This window comes from Bradyrhizobium sp. USDA 326, from assembly GCF_049739485.1.
Classification (GTDB): Bacteria; Pseudomonadota; Alphaproteobacteria; order Rhizobiales; family Xanthobacteraceae; genus Bradyrhizobium.
Window position 1 is genome coordinate 1 of the sequence record NZ_JBMGQA010000001.1, and the last position, 18,535, is coordinate 18,535.

The window sequence follows — 18,535 nt, forward strand, 5'->3', positions numbered from 1 at the left end:
GCCATCGACTGTAGGTCTCGCCAATTAAGGACTTGTTAATGCTAGATCTTGATTTGTCGTGGAGGCAGCACGCCGCCGCATCGAGCGTGGGCGGATCCGCCGGATTGCATTTAAGACGCAGATGGTTAAGGCCTTGTTACACCCGCAAAACGGGTGCTGTCGCGATCGGCCGGTCTCACGGCACCCCATAGCGGGCAAAGGCTTCGCCGATTCCAGGGTCGATCCTCCTGGCCGCCAAGATATCGCTTTGGCTATCATCCGTATCGCCGAGCTTGGCTCTGGCAACCCCTCGCCCGTAGAGCGCGCTCGCCAGCTTGGGCGCGAACCGCAGCGCTGAGTTGTAGTCGTCCACGGCTGCGGAGAATTGCCCCATTTTCAGATTTATGAGGGCGCGCGAGTCGTACGTCGCGGCGTTGCCCGCTCCCGATCGAAGCGCCATGTCGCAATCTTCCAGCGCGGTCTGCAAGGCACCCAGAACGGCTCGGGCCCAACAACGTCCGCTCCACACCGCCTCCAGCTTCGGATCAAGGCGAATTGCCTGGTCATAGTCGTGCACTGCACGCTCGTACGCATTCTTCTTCAAGTAGGCTGCCGCGCGGTTGGCAAAAGCAGCGCCATAATTGGGATTGAGCCTGAGCGCCTCCTCAAATGCGCCGAGAGCAAGGTCGAGGGCGCCCGTTCTCAGATAGGCCACGCCGAGGTTATTGAAGGCTTTCGCATAATTCGGGTTGAGCTTGGTCGCTTCGACGAAATCCCCGATCGCGCGTTCGTAATCGGCATGAGCGCTATAGGCATTGCCCCTGTTGTTGTGGGCGACGGCGAAGCCGTTCGCGCTCCCCTCGCCGGCATCGATAAACGCCGTGCAACCTTCGATCCGGGCTTCGGGCAACAAGCGATCCGAGCCGTTACACAGTTCAACATTCTTGAGCGAACTGCTCTTCTTTGGCTTCTGCGCGAGGCTCGACGAGCAGGACAGTACGATGATGAGAATGAACATCACTGCGTTGATGACACCGGCTCTTGCGGTCATTTTCACACCGTGCGTCAGACTCCGAGACTGAAGCAGATCTAGTCCAAGTCTGTCTGTGCGGCCCAATTTGCGCGGGCATCACAGGCGAGTTCGGCCGAGCAAACTTCTCAGCATCCACGACAGATATTGAGCCGGCGGTTGCGGCTTCGATCGGGCTCCGCCGCCGCGGCAGCCCGTGGCTTCTTCAGGAGCTTGCTTTTGCCCTCTTCGATCAGCGTCGAAAATTTGACTGACCCATCATCTGAAATTTCGATATGCGGCGTTGTGCCCCGGATCCCCAGCGTGGCGACGGGAGTGTCGACCTTCATGTCCCCGGTCTTTGCGACATTGCCCGCAACAAAAGTGAACGTTCCTTTGGCGAGACTGAATAGAGTCGCATTGGCCTTGCCCTCCGGCTCATACACATAATGATCCAACGCCATACGGGCGTTGCTCGACAGGTTGAACGAGGTTCCGTCGGTAAAGTTGATCCCGACGCGACCGTCGGCCCCGGTCAGCACGACATCGCCAAGATATACGGGATCACCCGTCTTTGCCCGGTCGGGCTCGTTCGAGACATTGGCCTGAACGACCACTGCCCCCACATGTTCGATCGTGACCGAGCCTGTGACCGCCGTCACCTTCCCGATCGGTTTTGACGGCGTGCTCGCGACGGCAAGTTTGGCGGAATCGGTTTGCGCTCGAACCACGCTCGGCGAGAAATTGGTAAGCGCCAAAACAACGTAGGTCGCCAAAGTCGCTATTGCTGGTCTGCACATGATCCCCCCTTTCTGAGAAGATCTCGCTATCGGTGGCCCGCTTTCGAACCGCGTAGCGCCGCCACAATAAATAATAAGTGTTGTTTAATTCTATTTATCATTCTAATTTATATCCAGCGCTATGGAAGCGCCACAAATTAAATACGACTCGTTTGTCAATTTAGTCACATTGGCGGGAGGGGCACGGCGGAATGGCGGATACGCGGCGCCGTCCCGCGCGCAATGCGTCTCTCTCGATCAAACTTGATTATTTCGGCGGGCAAGCCTTCGGGCTGCCAGCGCTCAGGAAATTTTTCCCTTGGCGAGGGCCCGAGCAATATTATGGCAGCACGCCGAGCCTGAATCGATCACCCAGGCGAGGTTTGAGCCATGTTAGCTACATCCGACATCCAGGTTGGCACCGGGGCTCACACGGCCCTGCCCGTCGAACGCATCGGCCATATTCATACAGTGACCGGCTGCGTTGCGCTCACCCAGGCGAGCGGCGTCGCCGCACAGGCGGTAGCCGGTGCGCCTATCTGCCGCGGAGACGTGCTGGAGACCGATGCCGACGGACAGATCACGCTGCACTTCATCGACGGCACTCTGTTCAACATCTTCTGCGACGCTCACGTAGCGCTGAGCGAATTCATCTTCGCAGTCGAAGGCAGGACACCGACAGCCCTGTTCGACGTGACCCGTGGGAGCTTCAGTTTCGCACCCGGCCGGCTGACGGAAGCCGGATCGCTCCAGCTGAATACGCCAATCGCTGGCATTCGCACCAGGAGCCACGCTGGCGGTTTTGGGATGCTGACGCTTGCGGCATTGACCTTCTCGGTCGCGCAAGATGCCGAAGCCGCAGATCCGGATGTCACATTTCTGGATGACGACTCCATCACCTACAAGGACCTTGCGCACGGTGCATTTGAGCTCGTGACCAAGGAGCGGATCCCGCGACACATCATCGTCGAAGATCCCGGCGAGACAATCGTCCTCAAGAAGGTGGGATCGACGATCAGTGTCAATCAGGTCGCGAACACAGCTGGTCGCATGGAGGAGCTGCGTGCCGCGCAACAGGACGTGCTCGCCAATCTAGGAGAACAAGGGCCGCGTGGCTCGAGCACGCCTTTCTTCGTCAAATCCCAGCCACTGCAGCCGATCAATTTCATTCAGCCGGAGGCGCCCGCGCTGCAGATCTTGCCGAACACGTCGCCACTCATCACTTTCGCGCTGGTGGACCCTGTACCGCCGATTCTCAGCACCGGGGCTGGGCCAACCGAGCTCGACACGGTCGTGTTTGACACATTCACGGCGACGACGGGAACCTTCAGTGCCAGTAGCACCAGCGGCGGTGGCCAGCTGAGCTTCGGCGTCGTCGGGGCAAATCCTGGCAATACGGTCGTGGGCGGAGTGACGTACGATCTGTCGAAGGCGAGCCCCTACGGGGTGCTCTACGTCAACAGCACGAGCGGCGCCTACACGTTCGTGCCTGACAGCGCAGCAATCAACGCGCTGAAGGCGCCCACGACGGAGGGCTTCGTCATCACTGCCTCCGACGGACTAACCTCTGTCAATCAGACGTTTACGGTCATCATTAACGGTGTCAACGACGCCGCAATCATCGCTGGCACCACGACCGGCTCGACCATCGAGGCTGGCGGCATCGCCAACGGAACGCCCGGCATGCCGCTGGCGACCGGCACCCTCACCGACAACGATGTCGACGATCCGCCCAATACGTTCACCGCCGTGAGCTCGCCAACCGCGAGCACCAATGGCTATGGTACCTTCACGATGACCGCTGCCGGCGTGTGGAGCTACACTTTGGACAACGCCAATGCGGCCGTACAGGCACTCAATGCCGGCGAGACGCTGACCGACAGCTTTACGGTGACCTCCATCGGAGGCACCCCCCAGGTGGTGACAATCACCATCCACGGGACCAGCGACGCGGCGATCATCTCCGGCGAGACGACCGGCACCGTGATCGAAGCTGGCGGCACCGCCAATGCAAACCCCGGCACGCCGACCACGACTGGCACGCTCACCGACGTTGACGTCGACACCACCGCAAACACCTTTACGCCCGTCAGCTTGCCCAAGGCAAGCGAGGCGGGCTATGGCACTTTCACCATGACGGCAGCGGGCGTGTGGATCTATACGCTCGACAACGTCAACGGGGCAGTGCAGGCGCTCAATGCAGACGAGATACTGACCGACAGTTTTACGGTGACCACGCTGGACGGCACCGCTCAAGTGGTGACGGTCACCATCCACGGCACCAACGACGCTGCCGTCATTTCCGGCATGACCACCGGCTCGGTGACCGAAGCCGGAGGCGTTTCCAATGCGACACCCGGCGCTCCGAGCGCAAGCGGCACGCTCCTCGCGGCTGACCTCGATAATCCTTCCAATACCTTCACGGCAGTAACGTCGCCCAAGGCCAGCATCAGCGGTTATGGCACTTTTACGATAACCGCCGCCGGCGTGTGGACCTACACGCTGGACAACGCCAGTGGCGCGGTGCAGGCACTCAATGTCCGCGACACGCTCACCGACAGTTTTACGGTGACAACCGTCGACGGCACGCCGCAGGTGGTAACGGTCACCATCAACGGCACCAATGACGCAGCCATCATTTCCGGCGCCACGACCGGCTCGGTGAACGAGGCAGGAACTTTCTCACCCGGCACCCCCATCGCGACCGGCACGCTCACCGATACAGACGTCGATAACTCGCCGAATACTTTCACCGCGGTCTCTTCGCCGACGGCCAGCGACGACGGATACGGCACCTTCACGATGACCGCGAGCGGCGTATGGACTTACACGCTCGACAACAACAATAGCGTGGTTCAGGCACTCGAGCCCGGTGACACGTTGACCGACACTTTCACCGTGACTTCGATCGATGGCACGACGCAGGCGGTGACCATCGCCATTCATGGTGCCAGCGACGCAGATCCCAACGATTTCGATAATTTGGCTACCGGATCCGCCGTGATTTCCGATCCTCCCTACGTGTATGGAACGCCGGGAAGCGAAACCATCGCGGGCGGCGGCGACACAGGTCAGATCATCTACGCGGGAGCCGGCAGCGATGTCGTTAACGGCACCGGCAAAGGCGACGTTCTCTACAGCGGATCAGGCAATGACACCATCAAAGGCAACGATGGGGACGACACGATCTTCGGCGGCTCGGGCAACGATACAATCAACGGCAACAACGGCGCCGACACCATAACCGGTGGATTTGGTGCGGACCAGCTCACTGGCAGCAATGGGAACGACCGTTTCGCTTATTTGTTCGTCGCGGATTCCAACACAAACCAATTCGACACCATCACCGACTTCGCATCGGGAGCGGACAAGATCGACTTGACCGCGTTTGGCGCGCTCGGGTTCGCCATCCTGGCGTTGAGCTCAACCAGCACCGCGGTGCCGGCACATACGATTGCCTGGTTCTATGACAGCGCGGCGAATGAAACGATCGTGTACGTCAATCCAACGGACCAGACCCTGCACGTCGGCGATTCCAGTCTGCTCGAAATCCATTTGCAGGGCATCGCAACCATCGACGCGTCGGACTTCATCCTGGCGCCGGCGGCACCACCTGTCATGGCGGCTGCCAGCGAGCTCATCGACCCCACCGCAACCGTGCAGAGTGATGCGGCTGCTGTGATGACCGACATATCCGGGACCTCGTCCGATTCGGGAACCGGCGCCAGCACGCTCCTTGCCGACGCGAGTTTGCCCATTGAGGCAAGCGAGCCGGCCCACAGCCTGGACCCAAGCTGGGACATGATCGAACAAACTGAATATTCGAGCCTCTCCAGTTCAGCCGCGGTGCAAACGCCAACGACCGAAGCGCAGCACACTGATCCGGCAACGGCCTCGGCCAGCGGCCTGTCTGCGATCTCGCAACATACCGCCGCACCGGCGGATGTCCACTTCGTCTTCGACCACTTGACGGTACTCGACACAGCCTCGACGGCTGGCAAGGACGGCGCGGTTGCCGGCAGCGGCCAGCTGGCTGACATCGCGATCTCTGCGCTGAATTTTGGCCACGTTGTCGCCGAACAGCACGTCGGGCACGGACTTGCGCTGGGGAGCGAGGCCGGAAGCCACGACGTCCCGCCACCGGGAATCGCCTACCAGGCGGGCGCGCCTCGTGCCCACGGTCGCAGCAGCGATGAAACGGCAGACACGACGTCCAATCCAAGCCTTGTGAAGTCATCGACCGGAGGTGCCAGCCATACGCTTGCAGGCGAGACGCTACCGTTGGGCGAGTCATTTCATTTCAAGGATGATGCTTCGCAGGGCTCACAGCACAGCACGGTGCTGGATCATCTCTCAGACTTCGTCGGTCATCACGACCAGGCCGGGGAATTGCATGGGTCCGAGGCGGCGTTCATGGCTGAAACATCGCCGCCCAATATCGATCATCTTCATGGGGCGAGTACAGCTCACGGCCATGTGTCGCACGATCTGATCGTGTGACAGCCTCGAGCCGATGGCGTCTTCAATGTTTGCTTGCCGGCGCTTTCCGGCGCCGAGGAGCTTGCTTCGTCGAGAGAAGATTGATCATCGTCACCGCCGTCGCCTTCCGGCGGCGCGGCATGCTGATGGTTGAGGGCGGAGATCCATGCGGATGTCATCGCCGCGATGAGCAGCCGGTTGACGGCGTCGATGACGCACGCTGCTGCGGACGAGTAGTTCATGGCCTCCTCCTGCGCTGCCGATTGCGGATGGCCAAAGCGTAGGACCGTGCCTTGAGCGCCACTGTACGCCACTTCACACCTGCGCGCGTCAACTCATCGCAGTCCCAGAGGATGCCGCCAGTTTCGACTTCATCCGGCACGGGAGTTTGATCCGCCGCCTTGACGAGTTGCCGAGAGAGAGCGCACGCACAACCTTCGGGGCGTTGCGGTTCGCGCGCGACTCTGAATCAGATGTCTCGGCGATGCGAATCGCATTGGTTAGCTTTGGGGGTAATCAACGAGCGGAGAAGCCGGTTGCATTGTGTGTAGCAGCGCAAGAGCGGTCGTAGCGATCGTTCCGATCGCCAGAGGATATGCCCTGAAGACGTATGAATGCTCCTGTTGCCACAGCACCCTGCAGCTGTACTCGCGTCACGAAGGCAGCGCTGATCAAGCAGCAGGTCGATACCCTTTCCCGGGGTGCATAAGCAGTTGCGCCCGTCTGTTGTCGGGGCGCAGCAGGCCTTGGCAAACTAGCACGCTAGGACCTTGCCAAACTCCAACTGAACGACCACGCGGCAACGCGCAAGCACGCTTCGCCGCGAGCCATCAATTCGGCTTTTGCGTCGGCTTGCCCTCGATCTTGGGAAGATCGCCGGCCGAGGCCGACTGATCGCCGCCGCCATTGGCGCGGCGGGCCATCTCGACGGTCAGCCGCTCGGCGGCCTCCGACGACATCAGCCCCAGGATGTCCGACATCTTGCGTGGCGCGATGGCCGAGGCGATCTCGATCAGCACGCCCATCTCGAGCCGGTCGAACACCCGCGCGGCATCCTTGGGCTTCATCCCCTCGTACATGGTCACGAGGCCCTTCATGCGCTGGGCTTCGGCGGCCTTCTGCTCGGCCTGCGTTGCGGAGATGCGGGTTTCCACCGCCTTCATCTCCTCGACCTTGTTCTCGATGCGCTTCTCGGCCGACTTGAGCAGGCTTTCGCGAATGTCGATCTCGCGCTGGCGAGCCTCGATCTCCTGCCGCCGCGCCTGCAACCGTTCCAGGATCGCACGCTCCGAGGCCGAAACTTGCGGCTGGCCTTCCTCGATCTTGACCACGGTGCCCTCGGGCTTGGTCTCGGGCGCGGCAGGCTTCGGCGCCTCCTTCGGCGCACCATGGGTCGAGCCGGTGATGTCGGAGTCCTCGCGGCCGGTCGGGAAATTCAGGTTCTCCTCCGCCCAGGATTTCTTGCCCTGGTTCGGCTTGTACTCGAAGACGTAGCCGCCGTTGATCGCGAGGCCCGCCACCTTCAGCGTGGCAAGGCCTGCGACGGCGACCAGGACGACCGGAATGACGCGGATGTTACGAAAGGACTTCATGCCCGGGCTTCATGCGGCAAGGCCGTTGGATCGTCGGCGCTCGGAAAAGGCTTCGGCCGCCGCCGCGACCGCTTTTGCCGACGAGGGCTTGGCCGCAGGCGCAGCAACAGTCTCGGGGTTTGTCACCGGACGCGCGGCGCTCGCGATCTTGGACAGGCGCCGCACCACATTGTCGGCCTCGCCAAGCTGCTTGTAGAGCTGATCCGACATCTGCGTCGCGGCGGCGAGCTGGCTGCCCAGGTTCTCGTTGACGTCGCGCACGGCGAGCTTCAGCCCGCCGATCGCGCGCTCGGCGATCTCCGTCGCTGTGATCAGCTCGCCGATGACCGCCTTCAGCGAATGCTCGTCCGCCTTCAGTCGCGTCAGCCTTTTGTTGAGCATGACGCAGTAGACGATCGTCAGCATCAGCAGGATAGCCACCAGCGTCTCGATCGCCATTCCCAGGGAGTGGTTCATGGGGCCTCCATCATCTTGTTCTGCTCGTCGACCTTCTCGAACATCGCAAGTGTCGTACTTGGCTTGCGCAAGGGTTTCGTCACGCGGATCGCGACGCGGTCGCCGACCCGGCCCATCCGCCCCTCGGTCAGCGTGACGTCGCCGCAGCGCACGGTGACGTTGGCGTCGGCGCGCATGTCCAACGGCAGCGTGTCGCCGACCTTGAGCCGCATCAGCTGCTTGAGCGGAATGTCGGCCTCATAGAGCACCGCATCGACGGCGATCTCGGCCTGCACGATCTCGGTGGCGAAATGGCCCTCCCAGACCGGGTCGCGGCCGAACTTTTCGCCCATGAACATCTGGAGCAGGACGCCCCGGATCGGCTCGATGGTCGCGTAAGGCAGCAGCAGCTCGATATTGCCGCCGCGGTCTTCCATGTCGATGCGCAGGCGGACCAGGATCGCGGCGTTGGCGGGACGGCTTATCGCGGCGAAACGCGGGTTGGTCTCGAGCCGGTCGATCGTGAAGGTCACCGGCGACAGCGGCCGGAATGCCTGCTCGGCATCGGCCAGCACCACCTCGACCAGCCGCTTGACCAGCTCGGTCTCGATCGTGGTGTAGGGCCGGCCCTCGATGCGGAGCTGGCTGGTGCCGCGGCGGCCGCCGAGCAGCACGTCGATCATCGAATAGATCAGGTTGGAATCGACCGTCGCCATGCCGAAGTTCTCCCACTCCTCGGCCTTGAAGACAGTGAGGACGGCGGGCAGCGGGATCGAATTCATGTAGTCGCCGAAGCGCACCGAGGTAATGCGGTCGAGCGAGACTTCGACGTTGTCCGAGGTGAAGTTGCGCAAAGACGTCGTCATCAGCCGCACCAGGCGGTCGAAGACGATTTCGAGCATCGGCAGACGCTCGTAGGAGACCATCGCCGAATCGATGATCGCGCGAATGCCGGAATGGTCGTCGAGCGTGACGTCGCCGACAGTGAAGCCGAGGAGATTGTCGATCTCCTCCTGCGACAGCACCCGCTCGCCGGAGTTCTTGCCGGTGCCGAGATCGCGGCTGCCGTCCTCGACCATGGCCGCCCATTGCAGCGCCATGGTTTCCGACAGCTCGTTCTCGGCGGCAGCCTTCGCGGCCTCGGCGGGATCCTCGGAATCGAGCGAGGCCTCCCACTGGGCGGCAATTGCATCCTGGTCGACCTGGTCGTTGCCCGCCATGATCCCTAGTCCGCCATGCTCACTGGACCACGACTTCCTTGAACAGCACCGCGCTGACCTGGATCGGGGCGACCGCCGCGTTGACGCGCTTGGTCAGCTCCTCCTTGAGGCGGAAGATGCCGGCGGAGCCGTTGAGGTCGGAGGGGCGCAGTTCGCGCACATAGGTCTGGAAGATGTCGGTGACGCGCGGCATCGTCGGCTTGATCGCCTCGATCTGCTTCTCTTCCTTCAGCTCCAGCACGATCTTCAGCCGCAGATATTGCACGCGCTCGCCGGGCGAGCCGGCGAGGTTGACCATCAGGTCGGGGACGTCGACAAAGGCCGGCGGCTTCGGCGGCGGCGCGGCCTCGGCATGGTGCTCGCCCTCGCCGTGACGGAAGAAGAAGAACCAGGTCGCCGCACCGCCTCCGAGGACGGCGAGCAGACCGACGGCCATGATGATGAGCTTGAGCTTGTTCTTCGGCGGAGCGGCTTCCGTGCCGTCGGCGGCTGCGCCGCCTTCCTCATTCTCTGCCATGATTGCCGCGCTCGTTCATCTCTCAAAGGGGTCGAAAGAGCGAAGTCTCCTGGCAGACAGTGACGCGATACAAATGCCCCAGCGCAATGCGCTCCTCTTATGCGCAAACGCTACGGTAATAATGGTTAACGGAACCTTTCGATTGGGCCTCCGCTAGGAAAAATCTGCCGGGCAAACATGGCTAACAGAACCTTTCTGCCGCCCTCCCGCGCCCATCAAAAATCGACAACAAGCTGAAACTACTTGGTTTTTTGAGTTGGCACGGCTTTCGCTGGGAGAAGGCCGAGACCTCACGGTTTGGGAGAACCTGATGTCTCGTTCACGGGATCCGCCAAGACGCTTGGGAGAGCGAGATGGCTGATCTCACTCAGGGGAGATTTCCGATGCAGAACGCGCTTCTGATCGGCTTGTCACGGCAGATGACGCTGGAACGGCAGATGGACGTCATCGCCAACAACGTCGCCAATGCCAACACCAACGGCTTCAAGGCCGACCATTCGCTGTTCGAGGAGTATCTCAACTCGAACGCACGTCATGACAATTTCATCGGTCGCGACCGCCGGATCTCCTATGTGCAGGATCGCGGCACCTTCCGCGACGTCGGCCAGGGGCCGATGGAGGCGACCAACAACCCGCTCGACATGGCGATCAACGGCACCGCCTATTTCGCGGTGCAGGCCAATGGCGGCGAGCTCTATACCCGCGACGGCAAGTTCTCGCTCAACAGCACCGGCCAGCTCGTCACCGCGAGCGGCAATCTCGTGCTCGGCAATGCCGGCCCGATTACCTTCCAGCCGACCGACCACGACATCAATGTCGCGCCCGACGGTACCGTCACGGTGCTCGAGGGGACGGCGCGCACCGACTCGATCCGCGGCAAGATCCGCATGGTGTCGTTCGACGATCCGGCCAAGCTGACCAAGCTCGGCGGCAACCTCTATGGCGCCGGCTCGGCCAACCAGCAGCCCGACACCAGGTCCACCCTGCAGCAGGGCTACGTCGAGAAGTCGAACGTGAATGCGGTCGGCGAGATGACCCGCATGGTCGAGGTGATGCGCAGCTACACCGCGATCGCCAGCCTGCTCCAGCAGCAGAGCGACCTGCACAAATCGGCGATCGACAAGCTCGCCGACGTTCCGGCCTGATTGAAGGAGAACTGACATGCAGGCGCTTCACACCGCTGCGACCGGAATGGCGGCACAGGAACTCAACGTTCAGGTAATCTCCAACAACATCGCCAACCTGCGCACCACCGGCTTCAAGAAGCAGACCGCGGCGTTCCAGGACCTGATCTATGAGCACGTCCGCCGCGTTGGCGCCCAGTCGTCCGACCAGGGCACCATCCTGCCGGTCGGCGTCGATATCGGCGGCGGCGTCAAGACCGTCGGCACCCCGCGCAGCATGACGCAGGGAACGCTCTCGCAGACCGGCAACGATCTCGATCTCGCGATCTCGGGCGAGGGATTCTTCAAGATCCTGATGCCCGACGGGACCTACCAGTACACCCGCGACGGCACCTTCCAGATGGACAATCAGGGCCGCGTCGTCACCGCACAGGGCAACCCGGTGCAGCCGACCATCACCATTCCGAACAACGCCTCGGGGATCTCCGTCAGCGAGCAGGGCCAGGTCTCGGTGACGCTACCGGGTTCAACGACATCGTCGATCATCGGCCAGATCGGCGTCACCCGCTTCATCAACAAGGCGGGCCTTCAGCCCGTCGGCAACAACCAATTCATCGAAACCCCCTCCTCCGGCGCGCCGCAGGACGGCACCGCCAACTCCGAGGGCTACGGCAAGCTCACACAGGGCAGCCTGGAGCAGGCCAATATCGACGTCGTCTCGGAGATGAGCGATCTGATCGCCGCGCAGCGCGCCTACGAGATGAACGCCAAGGTCATCAGCGCGGCCGACCAGATGATGCAGTCGACCACGGCGCTGTTCCGCTGAGGTGATGACGATGATCCGCACCACGCTCGCCTCGATCTCCACCCTTCTCGCGCTGGCATTGCCGGCAGTGGCCGCCGACGAATTCATCCCGCCACCGACGCTGCGCGCAAGCGTCACCGTCACCTCGGACGTGGTGCGGATCGGCGATCTCATCGACAATGCCGGATCAGCCGCGTCGATTCCGGTCTACCGCTCGCCCGATCTCGGCACCACCGGCACGCTGACGGTCGGCCAAGTGCTCTCGGTGCTGCGGGCAAAACAGGTGATCGGCGTCATGACCTCCGATCTCAAGGAGGTCCAGGTCACCCGCCTCGCCCGCACACTCGCGAGCAAGGATATCCAGAACGCGGTCACCGCTGCACTCGAGCGCCGCTTCGGGCTCGGAGAAGCCGCCAACATCACCGTCACGTTCGACCGCGGCGTCGCCGAGATGCGGCTCGATGCCTCCAACACCGGCGCGCTCGAGCCGGTCGCAACCCGCTACGACGCCCGCAGCGGCCGCTTCGACATCGCCTTCGAGATTGCCAACGACAGCAACTCTGCGCCGACCAAGCTGCGCTTCACCGGCACTGCGATCGAGACGGTTGAAGTGGCCGTGCTGACCCGCGACATCGACCGCGCCGAGCTTCTGAAATCCTCCGACGTCTCGCTGGAGCGCCGGCCGAAGGCCGAGGTCACCGGGGAACCGGCGGCGCGCGACCGCAGCATCGGCATGCAGCTGCGCCGGCCGATGCGCGCAGGCACGCCGCTCCGCATGGCCGACATCGTCAAGCCCGACTTCGTGCTGCGCGACCAGGCCGTCACCATCATCTACCAGGTGCCCGGCCTCTATCTCACCACGCGCGGCAAGGCGATCGAGAACGGCGCCGAGGGCGACACCGTCAGCGTGCTGAATTTACAGTCCAAGCGCACGCTGACCGGCGTCATCACCGGCCGCGGCCAGGTGACGGTCCAGGGCGCAAGTCAGTCCGCACCGATGACGCCTGCGGTCGAGCAGACCTCGTCGATCAAGCGTGACGACGTGCCGCCGGCCGCAGCCCTGGCGCAGAGCCTGATCCAGACACCCGCGTCTGCGGCCCAGATCGCCCAGGCACAGATCCCGCAGGCCCAGATTCCGCAAGTTCGCCTCTCGCAAGCTCCAGCCAAGTCAGAGTAAGTCATGTCCACGTTCAGTTCGGCTTTCCGCCTTCGTCGCATCGCGATCTCTGCCCTGCTGCTGGCAACTTGTACGCTGGCGAGCGGCTGCTCCTCGATCGACCGCCTGTCGCAGATCGGCGAGCAGCCGAAGCTGTCGGCGATCGACAATCCGACGACGCAGCCCGGCTACAAGCCGGTGCAGATGCCGATGCCGAAGCCGGAAGTTGCCTCCTACAATCCGAACTCGCTGTGGCGCAACGGCAGCCGCGCCTTCTTCAAGGACCAGCGCGCCCGCCAGGTCGGCGACCTCCTGACCGTGACCGTGAACATCACGGATAAGGCCAACATCGAGAACGATACTTCGCGCAGCCGCACCAACAAGGAAGATTCAGGAATCACCAACTTCATTGGTGCCCAAACAATCACCCAGGCCAACAAGATCCTGCCCGGCCGTATCCTGACCGCCGACTCGACCTCGACAAGCGAGGGCAAGGGCAGCGTCGACCGCAAGGAAGCCCTGCAAACCAACGTCGCCGCCGTGGTGACCCAGGTGCTGCCGAACGGCAACCTGGTCGTCGAAGGCAAGCAGGAGATCCGCGTCAACTTCGAGATTCGCGAGCTGATCGTGGCCGGCATCGTGCGCCCCGAGGACATCCAGAGCGACAACACCATCGACTCCACCAAGATTGCCCAGGCCCGCATCGCCTATGGCGGCCGCGGCCAGATCACCGACGTGCAGCAACCGCGCTACGGCCAGCAGGTCATGGACGTGCTGCTGCCCTTCTAACCTTCTTCAAGAGCTCCCACATCGTGTTCGCGAACCTAGGCGCGAGCGACGATGTACTACGCGGCCCTCGCTAGCTCCCCTGGCGAGGGCCGCACGTATTTTGGCAAACGGGCACTTGCGTGCAGCGTGTCGGGTCCGCGCATCTATTGCGATGCCGCCGTCTCAAACCCGCGTCATTGCGGGCGATCCAAACTGCCACCGCGGAGAGATTCTGGATCGCTTCGCGCGCGATGACGGCACGGAAGGGCTACGTAAACTCCGCCTCCACCGCGCCGAGCCCGTCCAGCTTCATCCGCACCTTGTCGCCGGCTTTCAGCCACAGCGTCTTGACCAGGCTGCCCGTCAGCACGAGCTGCCCCGCATGCAGTCCCTTGCCCTCGGCAGCGAGATGATTGGCGAGCCAGGCGAGGGCGTTGTGGGGATGGCCGAGCACGTCGGCGCCGGTACCCTGGCTCACCTCCTCGCCGTTGACGATGGCGCGGCCCTTGACCGCCTTCAGGTCCGGAACCGACGAGCGCGGCACCGAAGGTCCCAGCACGCAGCCGGCGGCGAAGAAATCGTCGGCGATCAAGGTGGGAGCGCCCATCGTTTCCCACTTCACGTAGCGATCGTCGACGATCTCGATCGCGGGATGATAGGCCTCGACGGCTTCGCCGACCCATTCGGCCGTGAACGGCGCCTCGCCGGCGGCGAGGTCGCGCTTGAGCCGCACCGCGATCTCGCATTCGACACCGACCCGGACATAATTGGAGGTGGCGAGCTTGGCGCCGCTGTCATGGACGCCCTTCTGGAACACGCCGCCGCCGCAGGGGTGCGGGATGCCGATATACTCCTGCATCACCTGGCTGGTGCAGCCGATCTTGTAGCCGACGAGCGGGCCGAGATGCGGCAGCAGGAGATCGTGCACGCCGCGCTGGACTTGATAGCCCTCGGCTTCATCGGCCGGAGGGCGCTCCAGCGTCGCAAGCGGCGCATGATTGCGCCGCGCCAGCGCGATCGCCTTTGCGGCTTGGAGAATCCTGTCCATCGGCGCCGCCTCCCACGCTACGCATTCGAAGGCGGCACTTGAGCATCCCGGCCCGCGCGTGACAAGCCAGGGGCAACCTCACGCCGTGACCAGGCCGAGCCGGATCAGGCTCTCGGCGGTCGCAAGGATTGCCTCGTGGTTGGAACGGGGCTCCCAGCCGAGCAGCGACCTCGCTTTGGCGCTGGTGGAATGCCGCACCCTGCCGAGCATCGGCACGACCGCACGCAGCAGGGGAATCCGGGTCGCGGCCAGTCGCACCAGCCAGTCGGGTGCCTGAAGCCGGGGAACCCGGCGTGCAGACGGCCCGAGTTCCCGCCGCAGCAGGTGTGCGATGTCGAGGATCGACATCGTTTCACCGGAGACCGCGATGAAGCGCTCGCCCTTGGCCTCGGGCGCCGTCATCGCCCGCAGGTGCAGATCGGCGACATCGCGCACGTCGACCACGCCGAAATAAACCCGCGGCACCGCCGGCATGGCGCCGTCGAGCAGCGATTTGACGATCTCGATCGAGCCGGAGAAGTCCGGTCCCACCACGGGACCAAAAATGCCGGCGGGATTGACCACCGACAGTTCGAGGCCATTGCCCTCGCGCGCGATGAAATCCCAGGCCGCCCGCTCGGCCAGCGCCTTGGATTTGATGTAGGGCTGCACGTCGGCACCATCGAGATTGGTCCAGTCGGTCTCGTCGAACGGCTTTTCACGCGGCTGATGGCCGTAGCTGATCGCGCCCAGCGATGAGGTGATGACGACGCGCCTGACGCCGGCCTCGCGGGCGGCACGCAGCACCCGCAGCGTGCCGTCGCGGGCCGGGACGATCATCTCGTTCTCATCGTTGGGCACGCTGGTCGACAGCGGCGAGGCGACGTGCAGGACGTAGTCGCACCCGGCGATCGCCTCGCGCCAGCCCGCGTCGGCCGTGAGGTCCGCCGTGAAGAAGGTCACAGTTTCCGGGGAAGCCGCCCCGCCCTCGCTCAGCATCGCCAGCACGTCGTCCCGACGATCAGGCCGGCGTACCGTCGTCCGCACGGCATGGCCCGCGGCCAGAAGTTGCAGGACGACATGAATACCGACGAAGCCCGACCCGCCGGTGACCAGAACAGTGCTCATTGCCAAATTCCCCTCGATGCGGGGGCCGGCGGATCGATCCCGCCGCGGCCCTGCTCAAGGCGGCATCTGGTCACTATCTCCAAGGGGACAAGTAGAATGGATTTCGAGACCGGTATGGAAAACCTGACCACCAACTGCGACGGCGACTGCGATTGCAGCCCGGATCCTGCCCTGCTCGGCGACTTCAAGCGGGCCATCCACGCCCTCGGCGGCAAGTGGAAACTGGAGATTCTGTTTACGCTGATGAACGGTGCGGTTCGCTTCGGTGCCTTGCGGCGATCGATCGGCGGCATCACCCAGCACATGCTGACCACGCAGCTTCGCGAGCTCGAGCAGGATGGCCTCGTATCGCGCATCGTCCTCGCGGAGAAACCCTTGAGGGTCGCGTACGAGCTGACCGATGCGGCTTACGGCCTCCTGCCGGCATTTAAGGAAATATTGAGCTGGTCCAGGCTTTATGGTGATGCGCGCCTCCTGGCGGCGCGGCAGACCTGATGGCAGCGATGCTGGATGCAGCTGGATCGGCGTCTCACCATTCGAGCCGATGTCGTTGACGCGACTCGCAAAACTCGCCCCACCTGAAGTGAAGGCTGTATCTCATCCGAACTCACGTGAGCTCGGAGAGAACGAGTATAGCCCATTGATCGTGATTCACTTTTCGCGATCACGCCTGCTCGTTGCCGCACACGGCTGCAGGCGACGGGCAAAATAGTGGTCGCGGCGCCGAACGGCACCTTGCGTCGCAAAAACAAAGAGCCGCACTTGGCGGCTCGGGCTCTATTCGTCGCGATAAACCTTCTCGCGTTTTTCGTGGCGCTCCTGCGCTTCCACCGAGAGCGTCGCGATGGGCCGGGCTTCGAGCCTCTTCAACGAGATCGGCTCGCCGGTCTCCTCGCAATAACCGTAGGTGTTGTCCTCGATGCGCTGGAGCGCGGCGTCGATCTTGGCGATCAACTTGCGCTGGCGGTCGCGGGCGCGGAGTTCGATGGCACGGTCAGTTTCGGACGATGCCCGATCGGCGAGATCGGGGTGGTTCACGTTCTCCTCCTGCAAAGCTTGCAGGGTGAGCTTGGACTCTTTGAGGATCTCATCCTTCCAGGCGAGGAGCTTCAAACGGAAGTACTCCTTCTGCCGGTCGTTCATGAAAGGCTCTTTGTCGGTCGGTCGGTAGTTTTTCAACTTTTCCAAGGGAGGCCTATCTTCTTAAGCAACGACTCGGGAACGGAACGGGGTCCGTTGAGCCGGCGGTTATATAGTGGCCTCCCGTGACAGACAATATTTCCCTGCCGCGCCAGTCGTCGCCTCCAAGCCCTTGCACAGGAAGGTTTATCCTTGAGGGCTCGGAGGCGGGTCGACCGCTTAATAGCCGACCGTGAAGCGCTGCTTCGGATGGGCGGGCCGTTCGATCTCGTCGGCGAGCGCGATGGCGTAGTCGGCGAAGGTGATCCAGCTCCTGCCGTTCGCATCTGCGAGAAGCTGGTCGGCCCCAAGCCGGAACTTGCCCGTGCGTTCCCCCTCGACGAACAAGGCCGACGGCGAGATGAAAGTCCAATTCAGGTGCTTTTCCTGCCGCAGCAGGTCGAGGAAGGCCGAGCCCGCCTCCGCCTCAGCCTTATATTCGGCAGGGAAATTGGGAGTTGTGACCAGCTTCACACCAGGGGCAACCTCGAGGCTGCCAGCGCCGCCGACCACGAGATAACGACCGACCTTGGAGTCCTTCGCCGCACCGATCAGCTTGAGTGGGTCACTGACCAGGAAGTGCACGGAACTGACGGCGACGTCGTGCCCGGCCCACAGCTTGGCGAGGCCGGCCTGGTCGAGCACATCCCCCTTGGTCGGGGTGACGTTGGGGAGGGCTGCGATCTTCTCGGGGTTCCGGGCGATGGCTGTGACGGCGTGGCCGCGGCGGGATAGTTCCCTGGTGATCTCCGACCCGGCCCGGCCCGAAGCGCCGGCGACTGCGATTTTCATGGAAGGCTCCTTTGCTCTATAGTAACCAATGGTGACTAGATATCGCAAAGAATGCTGGTGTTAAGAGAGCACTTTGTGCTTACCTGATTACGCAACGGTAACCTGGACGCGCAACCGATCACGCACAGCTGGCGTGCGCACCGCCAGCGGCGGAAATGAGGACCGACGATGAAACCGGACGTCTATGCAGCGAACTGCCCCACCCGTCAGATCCTCGATCGCGTCGGCGACAAATGGGCGGTGCTGATCCTCCTGTTGCTGCGCGAGGAGCCGATGCGCTTCAATCAGTTGCGCCGCACGATTGAAGGCATCTCGCAGAAGATGCTGAGCCAGGTCCTCAAGTCCCTAGAACGCGACGGCCTGATCAGGCGCCATGCCATCGCGACCGTGCCCGTGACGGTGGAGTATTCGATCACGCAGCTCGGTCTGACGCTGGCCGCGGCGGTCGATCCTCTGCGCGATTGGGCCGAGCAGAACCTGAAAGACGTGCTCGCTGCCCAGCGTCGCTATGACGCGCAGCAGAAGGCGGAAGCGGCGTAACGGGAC

18 protein-coding genes are annotated in these 18,535 nt (G+C 62.9%); 7 read left to right on the top strand and 11 right to left on the bottom strand.

Annotated elements, in window-relative coordinates; translation table 11 throughout:
• Positions 1-175: 175 nt before the first annotated feature.
• Positions 176-1,030, bottom strand: coding sequence for a tetratricopeptide repeat protein (locus tag ABIG06_RS00005; protein WP_370140561.1), 855 nt, complete (start codon positions 1,028-1,030; stop codon positions 176-178).
• A gap of 107 nt (positions 1,031-1,137) precedes the next feature.
• Entirely contained in the window at positions 1,138-1,764 is a 627-nt protein-coding gene (locus ABIG06_RS00010) for a FecR family protein (protein WP_370140562.1), read from the bottom strand.
• 393 nt (positions 1,765-2,157) lie between these two features.
• Here ABIG06_RS00010 and ABIG06_RS00015 point away from each other — a divergent pair, with 393 nt between their 5' ends.
• The gene (locus ABIG06_RS00015; protein ID WP_370140563.1) at positions 2,158-6,267 is read left to right on the top strand and encodes a VCBS domain-containing protein; all 4,110 of its coding nucleotides are present in this window, start codon (positions 2,158-2,160) and stop codon (positions 6,265-6,267) included.
• On the opposite strand, the gene ABIG06_RS00020 is transcribed toward ABIG06_RS00015, so the two are convergent.
• The 5 genes from ABIG06_RS00020 to fliL form a co-directional block, all read right to left on the bottom strand.
• Positions 6,234-6,488 (bottom strand): hypothetical protein, encoded by a 255-nt coding sequence (locus tag ABIG06_RS00020; RefSeq protein WP_424578053.1) that lies wholly within the window; start codon positions 6,486-6,488, stop codon positions 6,234-6,236. The genes ABIG06_RS00015 and ABIG06_RS00020 overlap by 34 nt on opposite strands.
• Before the next feature lie 588 nt (positions 6,489-7,076).
• Positions 7,077-7,838: a MotE family protein gene (locus tag ABIG06_RS00025; RefSeq protein ID WP_124163132.1), complete on the bottom strand. Its 762-nt coding sequence runs from the start codon at positions 7,836-7,838 to the stop codon at positions 7,077-7,079.
• A 9-nt stretch (positions 7,839-7,847) separates the two neighbouring features.
• A complete protein-coding gene (locus ABIG06_RS00030) occupies positions 7,848-8,294 on the bottom strand; it encodes a DUF6468 domain-containing protein (RefSeq protein ID WP_024341021.1) in 447 nt (148 codons plus the stop codon).
• Positions 8,291-9,493, bottom strand: a complete 1,203-nt coding sequence (fliM, locus tag ABIG06_RS00035) for a flagellar motor switch protein FliM (RefSeq protein WP_061883026.1) — start codon at positions 9,491-9,493, stop codon at positions 8,291-8,293. Before fliM ends, ABIG06_RS00030 begins: the two co-directional genes overlap by 4 nt.
• Before the next feature lie 19 nt (positions 9,494-9,512).
• Entirely contained in the window at positions 9,513-10,010 is a 498-nt protein-coding gene (gene fliL / locus ABIG06_RS00040) for a flagellar basal body-associated protein FliL (RefSeq protein ID WP_124163131.1), read from the bottom strand.
• Positions 10,011-10,393: 383 nt separating this feature from the next.
• On the opposite strand from fliL, the gene flgF reads away from it, so the two are divergent.
• Genes flgF through flgH form a run of 4 tightly spaced genes read left to right on the top strand, consistent with a single transcriptional unit; the run spans position 10,394 to position 13,884 of the window.
• Positions 10,394-11,155 carry a flagellar basal-body rod protein FlgF gene (gene flgF / locus ABIG06_RS00045; RefSeq protein ID WP_124163207.1) on the top strand — a complete coding sequence of 254 codons (762 nt, stop codon included), beginning with the start codon at positions 10,394-10,396 and terminating at the stop codon, positions 11,153-11,155.
• Positions 11,156-11,171: 16 nt separating this feature from the next.
• Entirely contained in the window at positions 11,172-11,960 is a 789-nt protein-coding gene (gene flgG / locus ABIG06_RS00050) for a flagellar basal-body rod protein FlgG (RefSeq protein WP_124163130.1), read from the top strand.
• 10 nt (positions 11,961-11,970) lie between these two features.
• Positions 11,971-13,116, top strand: coding sequence for a flagellar basal body P-ring formation chaperone FlgA (gene flgA / locus ABIG06_RS00055; RefSeq protein WP_370140565.1), 1,146 nt, complete (start codon positions 11,971-11,973; stop codon positions 13,114-13,116).
• Positions 13,117-13,119: 3 nt separating this feature from the next.
• Complete coding sequence (gene flgH, locus ABIG06_RS00060) at positions 13,120-13,884, top strand: flagellar basal body L-ring protein FlgH (RefSeq protein WP_124163128.1); 765 nt, start codon at positions 13,120-13,122, stop codon at positions 13,882-13,884.
• A gap of 247 nt (positions 13,885-14,131) precedes the next feature.
• Here the strand turns inward: flgH and ABIG06_RS00065 are convergent, their stop codons facing one another.
• Both ABIG06_RS00065 and ABIG06_RS00070 read right to left on the bottom strand, forming a co-directional pair.
• The gene (locus ABIG06_RS00065; protein ID WP_370140566.1) at positions 14,132-14,911 is read right to left on the bottom strand and encodes a 2-keto-4-pentenoate hydratase; all 780 of its coding nucleotides are present in this window, start codon (positions 14,909-14,911) and stop codon (positions 14,132-14,134) included.
• Between the two features lie 78 nt (positions 14,912-14,989).
• Positions 14,990-16,018, bottom strand: a complete 1,029-nt coding sequence (locus ABIG06_RS00070) for an SDR family oxidoreductase (protein ID WP_370140567.1) — start codon at positions 16,016-16,018, stop codon at positions 14,990-14,992.
• Between the two features lie 96 nt (positions 16,019-16,114).
• Here ABIG06_RS00070 and ABIG06_RS00075 point away from each other — a divergent pair, with 96 nt between their 5' ends.
• Positions 16,115-16,513 carry a winged helix-turn-helix transcriptional regulator gene (locus ABIG06_RS00075; RefSeq protein WP_370140568.1) on the top strand — a complete coding sequence of 133 codons (399 nt, stop codon included), beginning with the start codon at positions 16,115-16,117 and terminating at the stop codon, positions 16,511-16,513.
• 282 nt (positions 16,514-16,795) lie between these two features.
• Here ABIG06_RS00075 and dksA read toward each other — a convergent pair whose 3' ends face one another.
• Together dksA and ABIG06_RS00085 are read right to left on the bottom strand one after the other, a co-directional pair.
• Positions 16,796-17,161: an RNA polymerase-binding protein DksA gene (gene dksA / locus ABIG06_RS00080; RefSeq protein WP_085966600.1), complete on the bottom strand. Its 366-nt coding sequence runs from the start codon at positions 17,159-17,161 to the stop codon at positions 16,796-16,798.
• A gap of 216 nt (positions 17,162-17,377) precedes the next feature.
• Positions 17,378-17,989: an NAD(P)-dependent oxidoreductase gene (locus ABIG06_RS00085; protein ID WP_370140569.1), complete on the bottom strand. Its 612-nt coding sequence runs from the start codon at positions 17,987-17,989 to the stop codon at positions 17,378-17,380.
• 168 nt (positions 17,990-18,157) lie between these two features.
• On the opposite strand from ABIG06_RS00085, the gene ABIG06_RS00090 reads away from it, so the two are divergent.
• Complete coding sequence (locus tag ABIG06_RS00090; protein WP_124163124.1) at positions 18,158-18,529, top strand: winged helix-turn-helix transcriptional regulator; 372 nt, start codon at positions 18,158-18,160, stop codon at positions 18,527-18,529.
• Positions 18,530-18,535 lie beyond the last annotated feature (6 nt).

Excerpts from the sequence above, each read along its gene's own strand:
- ABIG06_RS00005 (WP_370140561.1), bottom strand. The coding sequence starts at position 1,030 with ATGACCGCAAGAGCCGGTGTCATCAACGCAGTGATGTTCATTCTCATC.
- ABIG06_RS00015 (WP_370140563.1), top strand. The coding sequence starts at position 2,158 with ATGTTAGCTACATCCGACATCCAGGTTGGCACCGGGGCTCACACGGCC.
- ABIG06_RS00020 (WP_424578053.1), bottom strand. The coding sequence starts at position 6,488 with ATGAACTACTCGTCCGCAGCAGCGTGCGTCATCGACGCCGTCAACCGG.
- ABIG06_RS00025 (WP_124163132.1), bottom strand. The coding sequence starts at position 7,838 with ATGAAGTCCTTTCGTAACATCCGCGTCATTCCGGTCGTCCTGGTCGCC.
- ABIG06_RS00030 (WP_024341021.1), bottom strand. The coding sequence starts at position 8,294 with ATGAACCACTCCCTGGGAATGGCGATCGAGACGCTGGTGGCTATCCTG.
- fliM (WP_061883026.1), bottom strand. The coding sequence starts at position 9,493 with ATGGCGGGCAACGACCAGGTCGACCAGGATGCAATTGCCGCCCAGTGG.
- fliL (WP_124163131.1), bottom strand. The coding sequence starts at position 10,010 with ATGGCAGAGAATGAGGAAGGCGGCGCAGCCGCCGACGGCACGGAAGCC.
- flgF (WP_124163207.1), top strand. The coding sequence starts at position 10,394 with ATGCAGAACGCGCTTCTGATCGGCTTGTCACGGCAGATGACGCTGGAA.
- flgG (WP_124163130.1), top strand. The coding sequence starts at position 11,172 with ATGCAGGCGCTTCACACCGCTGCGACCGGAATGGCGGCACAGGAACTC.
- flgA (WP_370140565.1), top strand. The coding sequence starts at position 11,971 with ATGATCCGCACCACGCTCGCCTCGATCTCCACCCTTCTCGCGCTGGCA.
- flgH (WP_124163128.1), top strand. The coding sequence starts at position 13,120 with ATGTCCACGTTCAGTTCGGCTTTCCGCCTTCGTCGCATCGCGATCTCT.
- ABIG06_RS00065 (WP_370140566.1), bottom strand. The coding sequence starts at position 14,911 with ATGGACAGGATTCTCCAAGCCGCAAAGGCGATCGCGCTGGCGCGGCGC.
- ABIG06_RS00070 (WP_370140567.1), bottom strand. The coding sequence starts at position 16,018 with ATGAGCACTGTTCTGGTCACCGGCGGGTCGGGCTTCGTCGGTATTCAT.
- ABIG06_RS00075 (WP_370140568.1), top strand. The coding sequence starts at position 16,115 with ATGGATTTCGAGACCGGTATGGAAAACCTGACCACCAACTGCGACGGC.
- dksA (WP_085966600.1), bottom strand. The coding sequence starts at position 17,161 with ATGAACGACCGGCAGAAGGAGTACTTCCGTTTGAAGCTCCTCGCCTGG.
- ABIG06_RS00085 (WP_370140569.1), bottom strand. The coding sequence starts at position 17,989 with ATGAAAATCGCAGTCGCCGGCGCTTCGGGCCGGGCCGGGTCGGAGATC.
- ABIG06_RS00090 (WP_124163124.1), top strand. The coding sequence starts at position 18,158 with ATGAAACCGGACGTCTATGCAGCGAACTGCCCCACCCGTCAGATCCTC.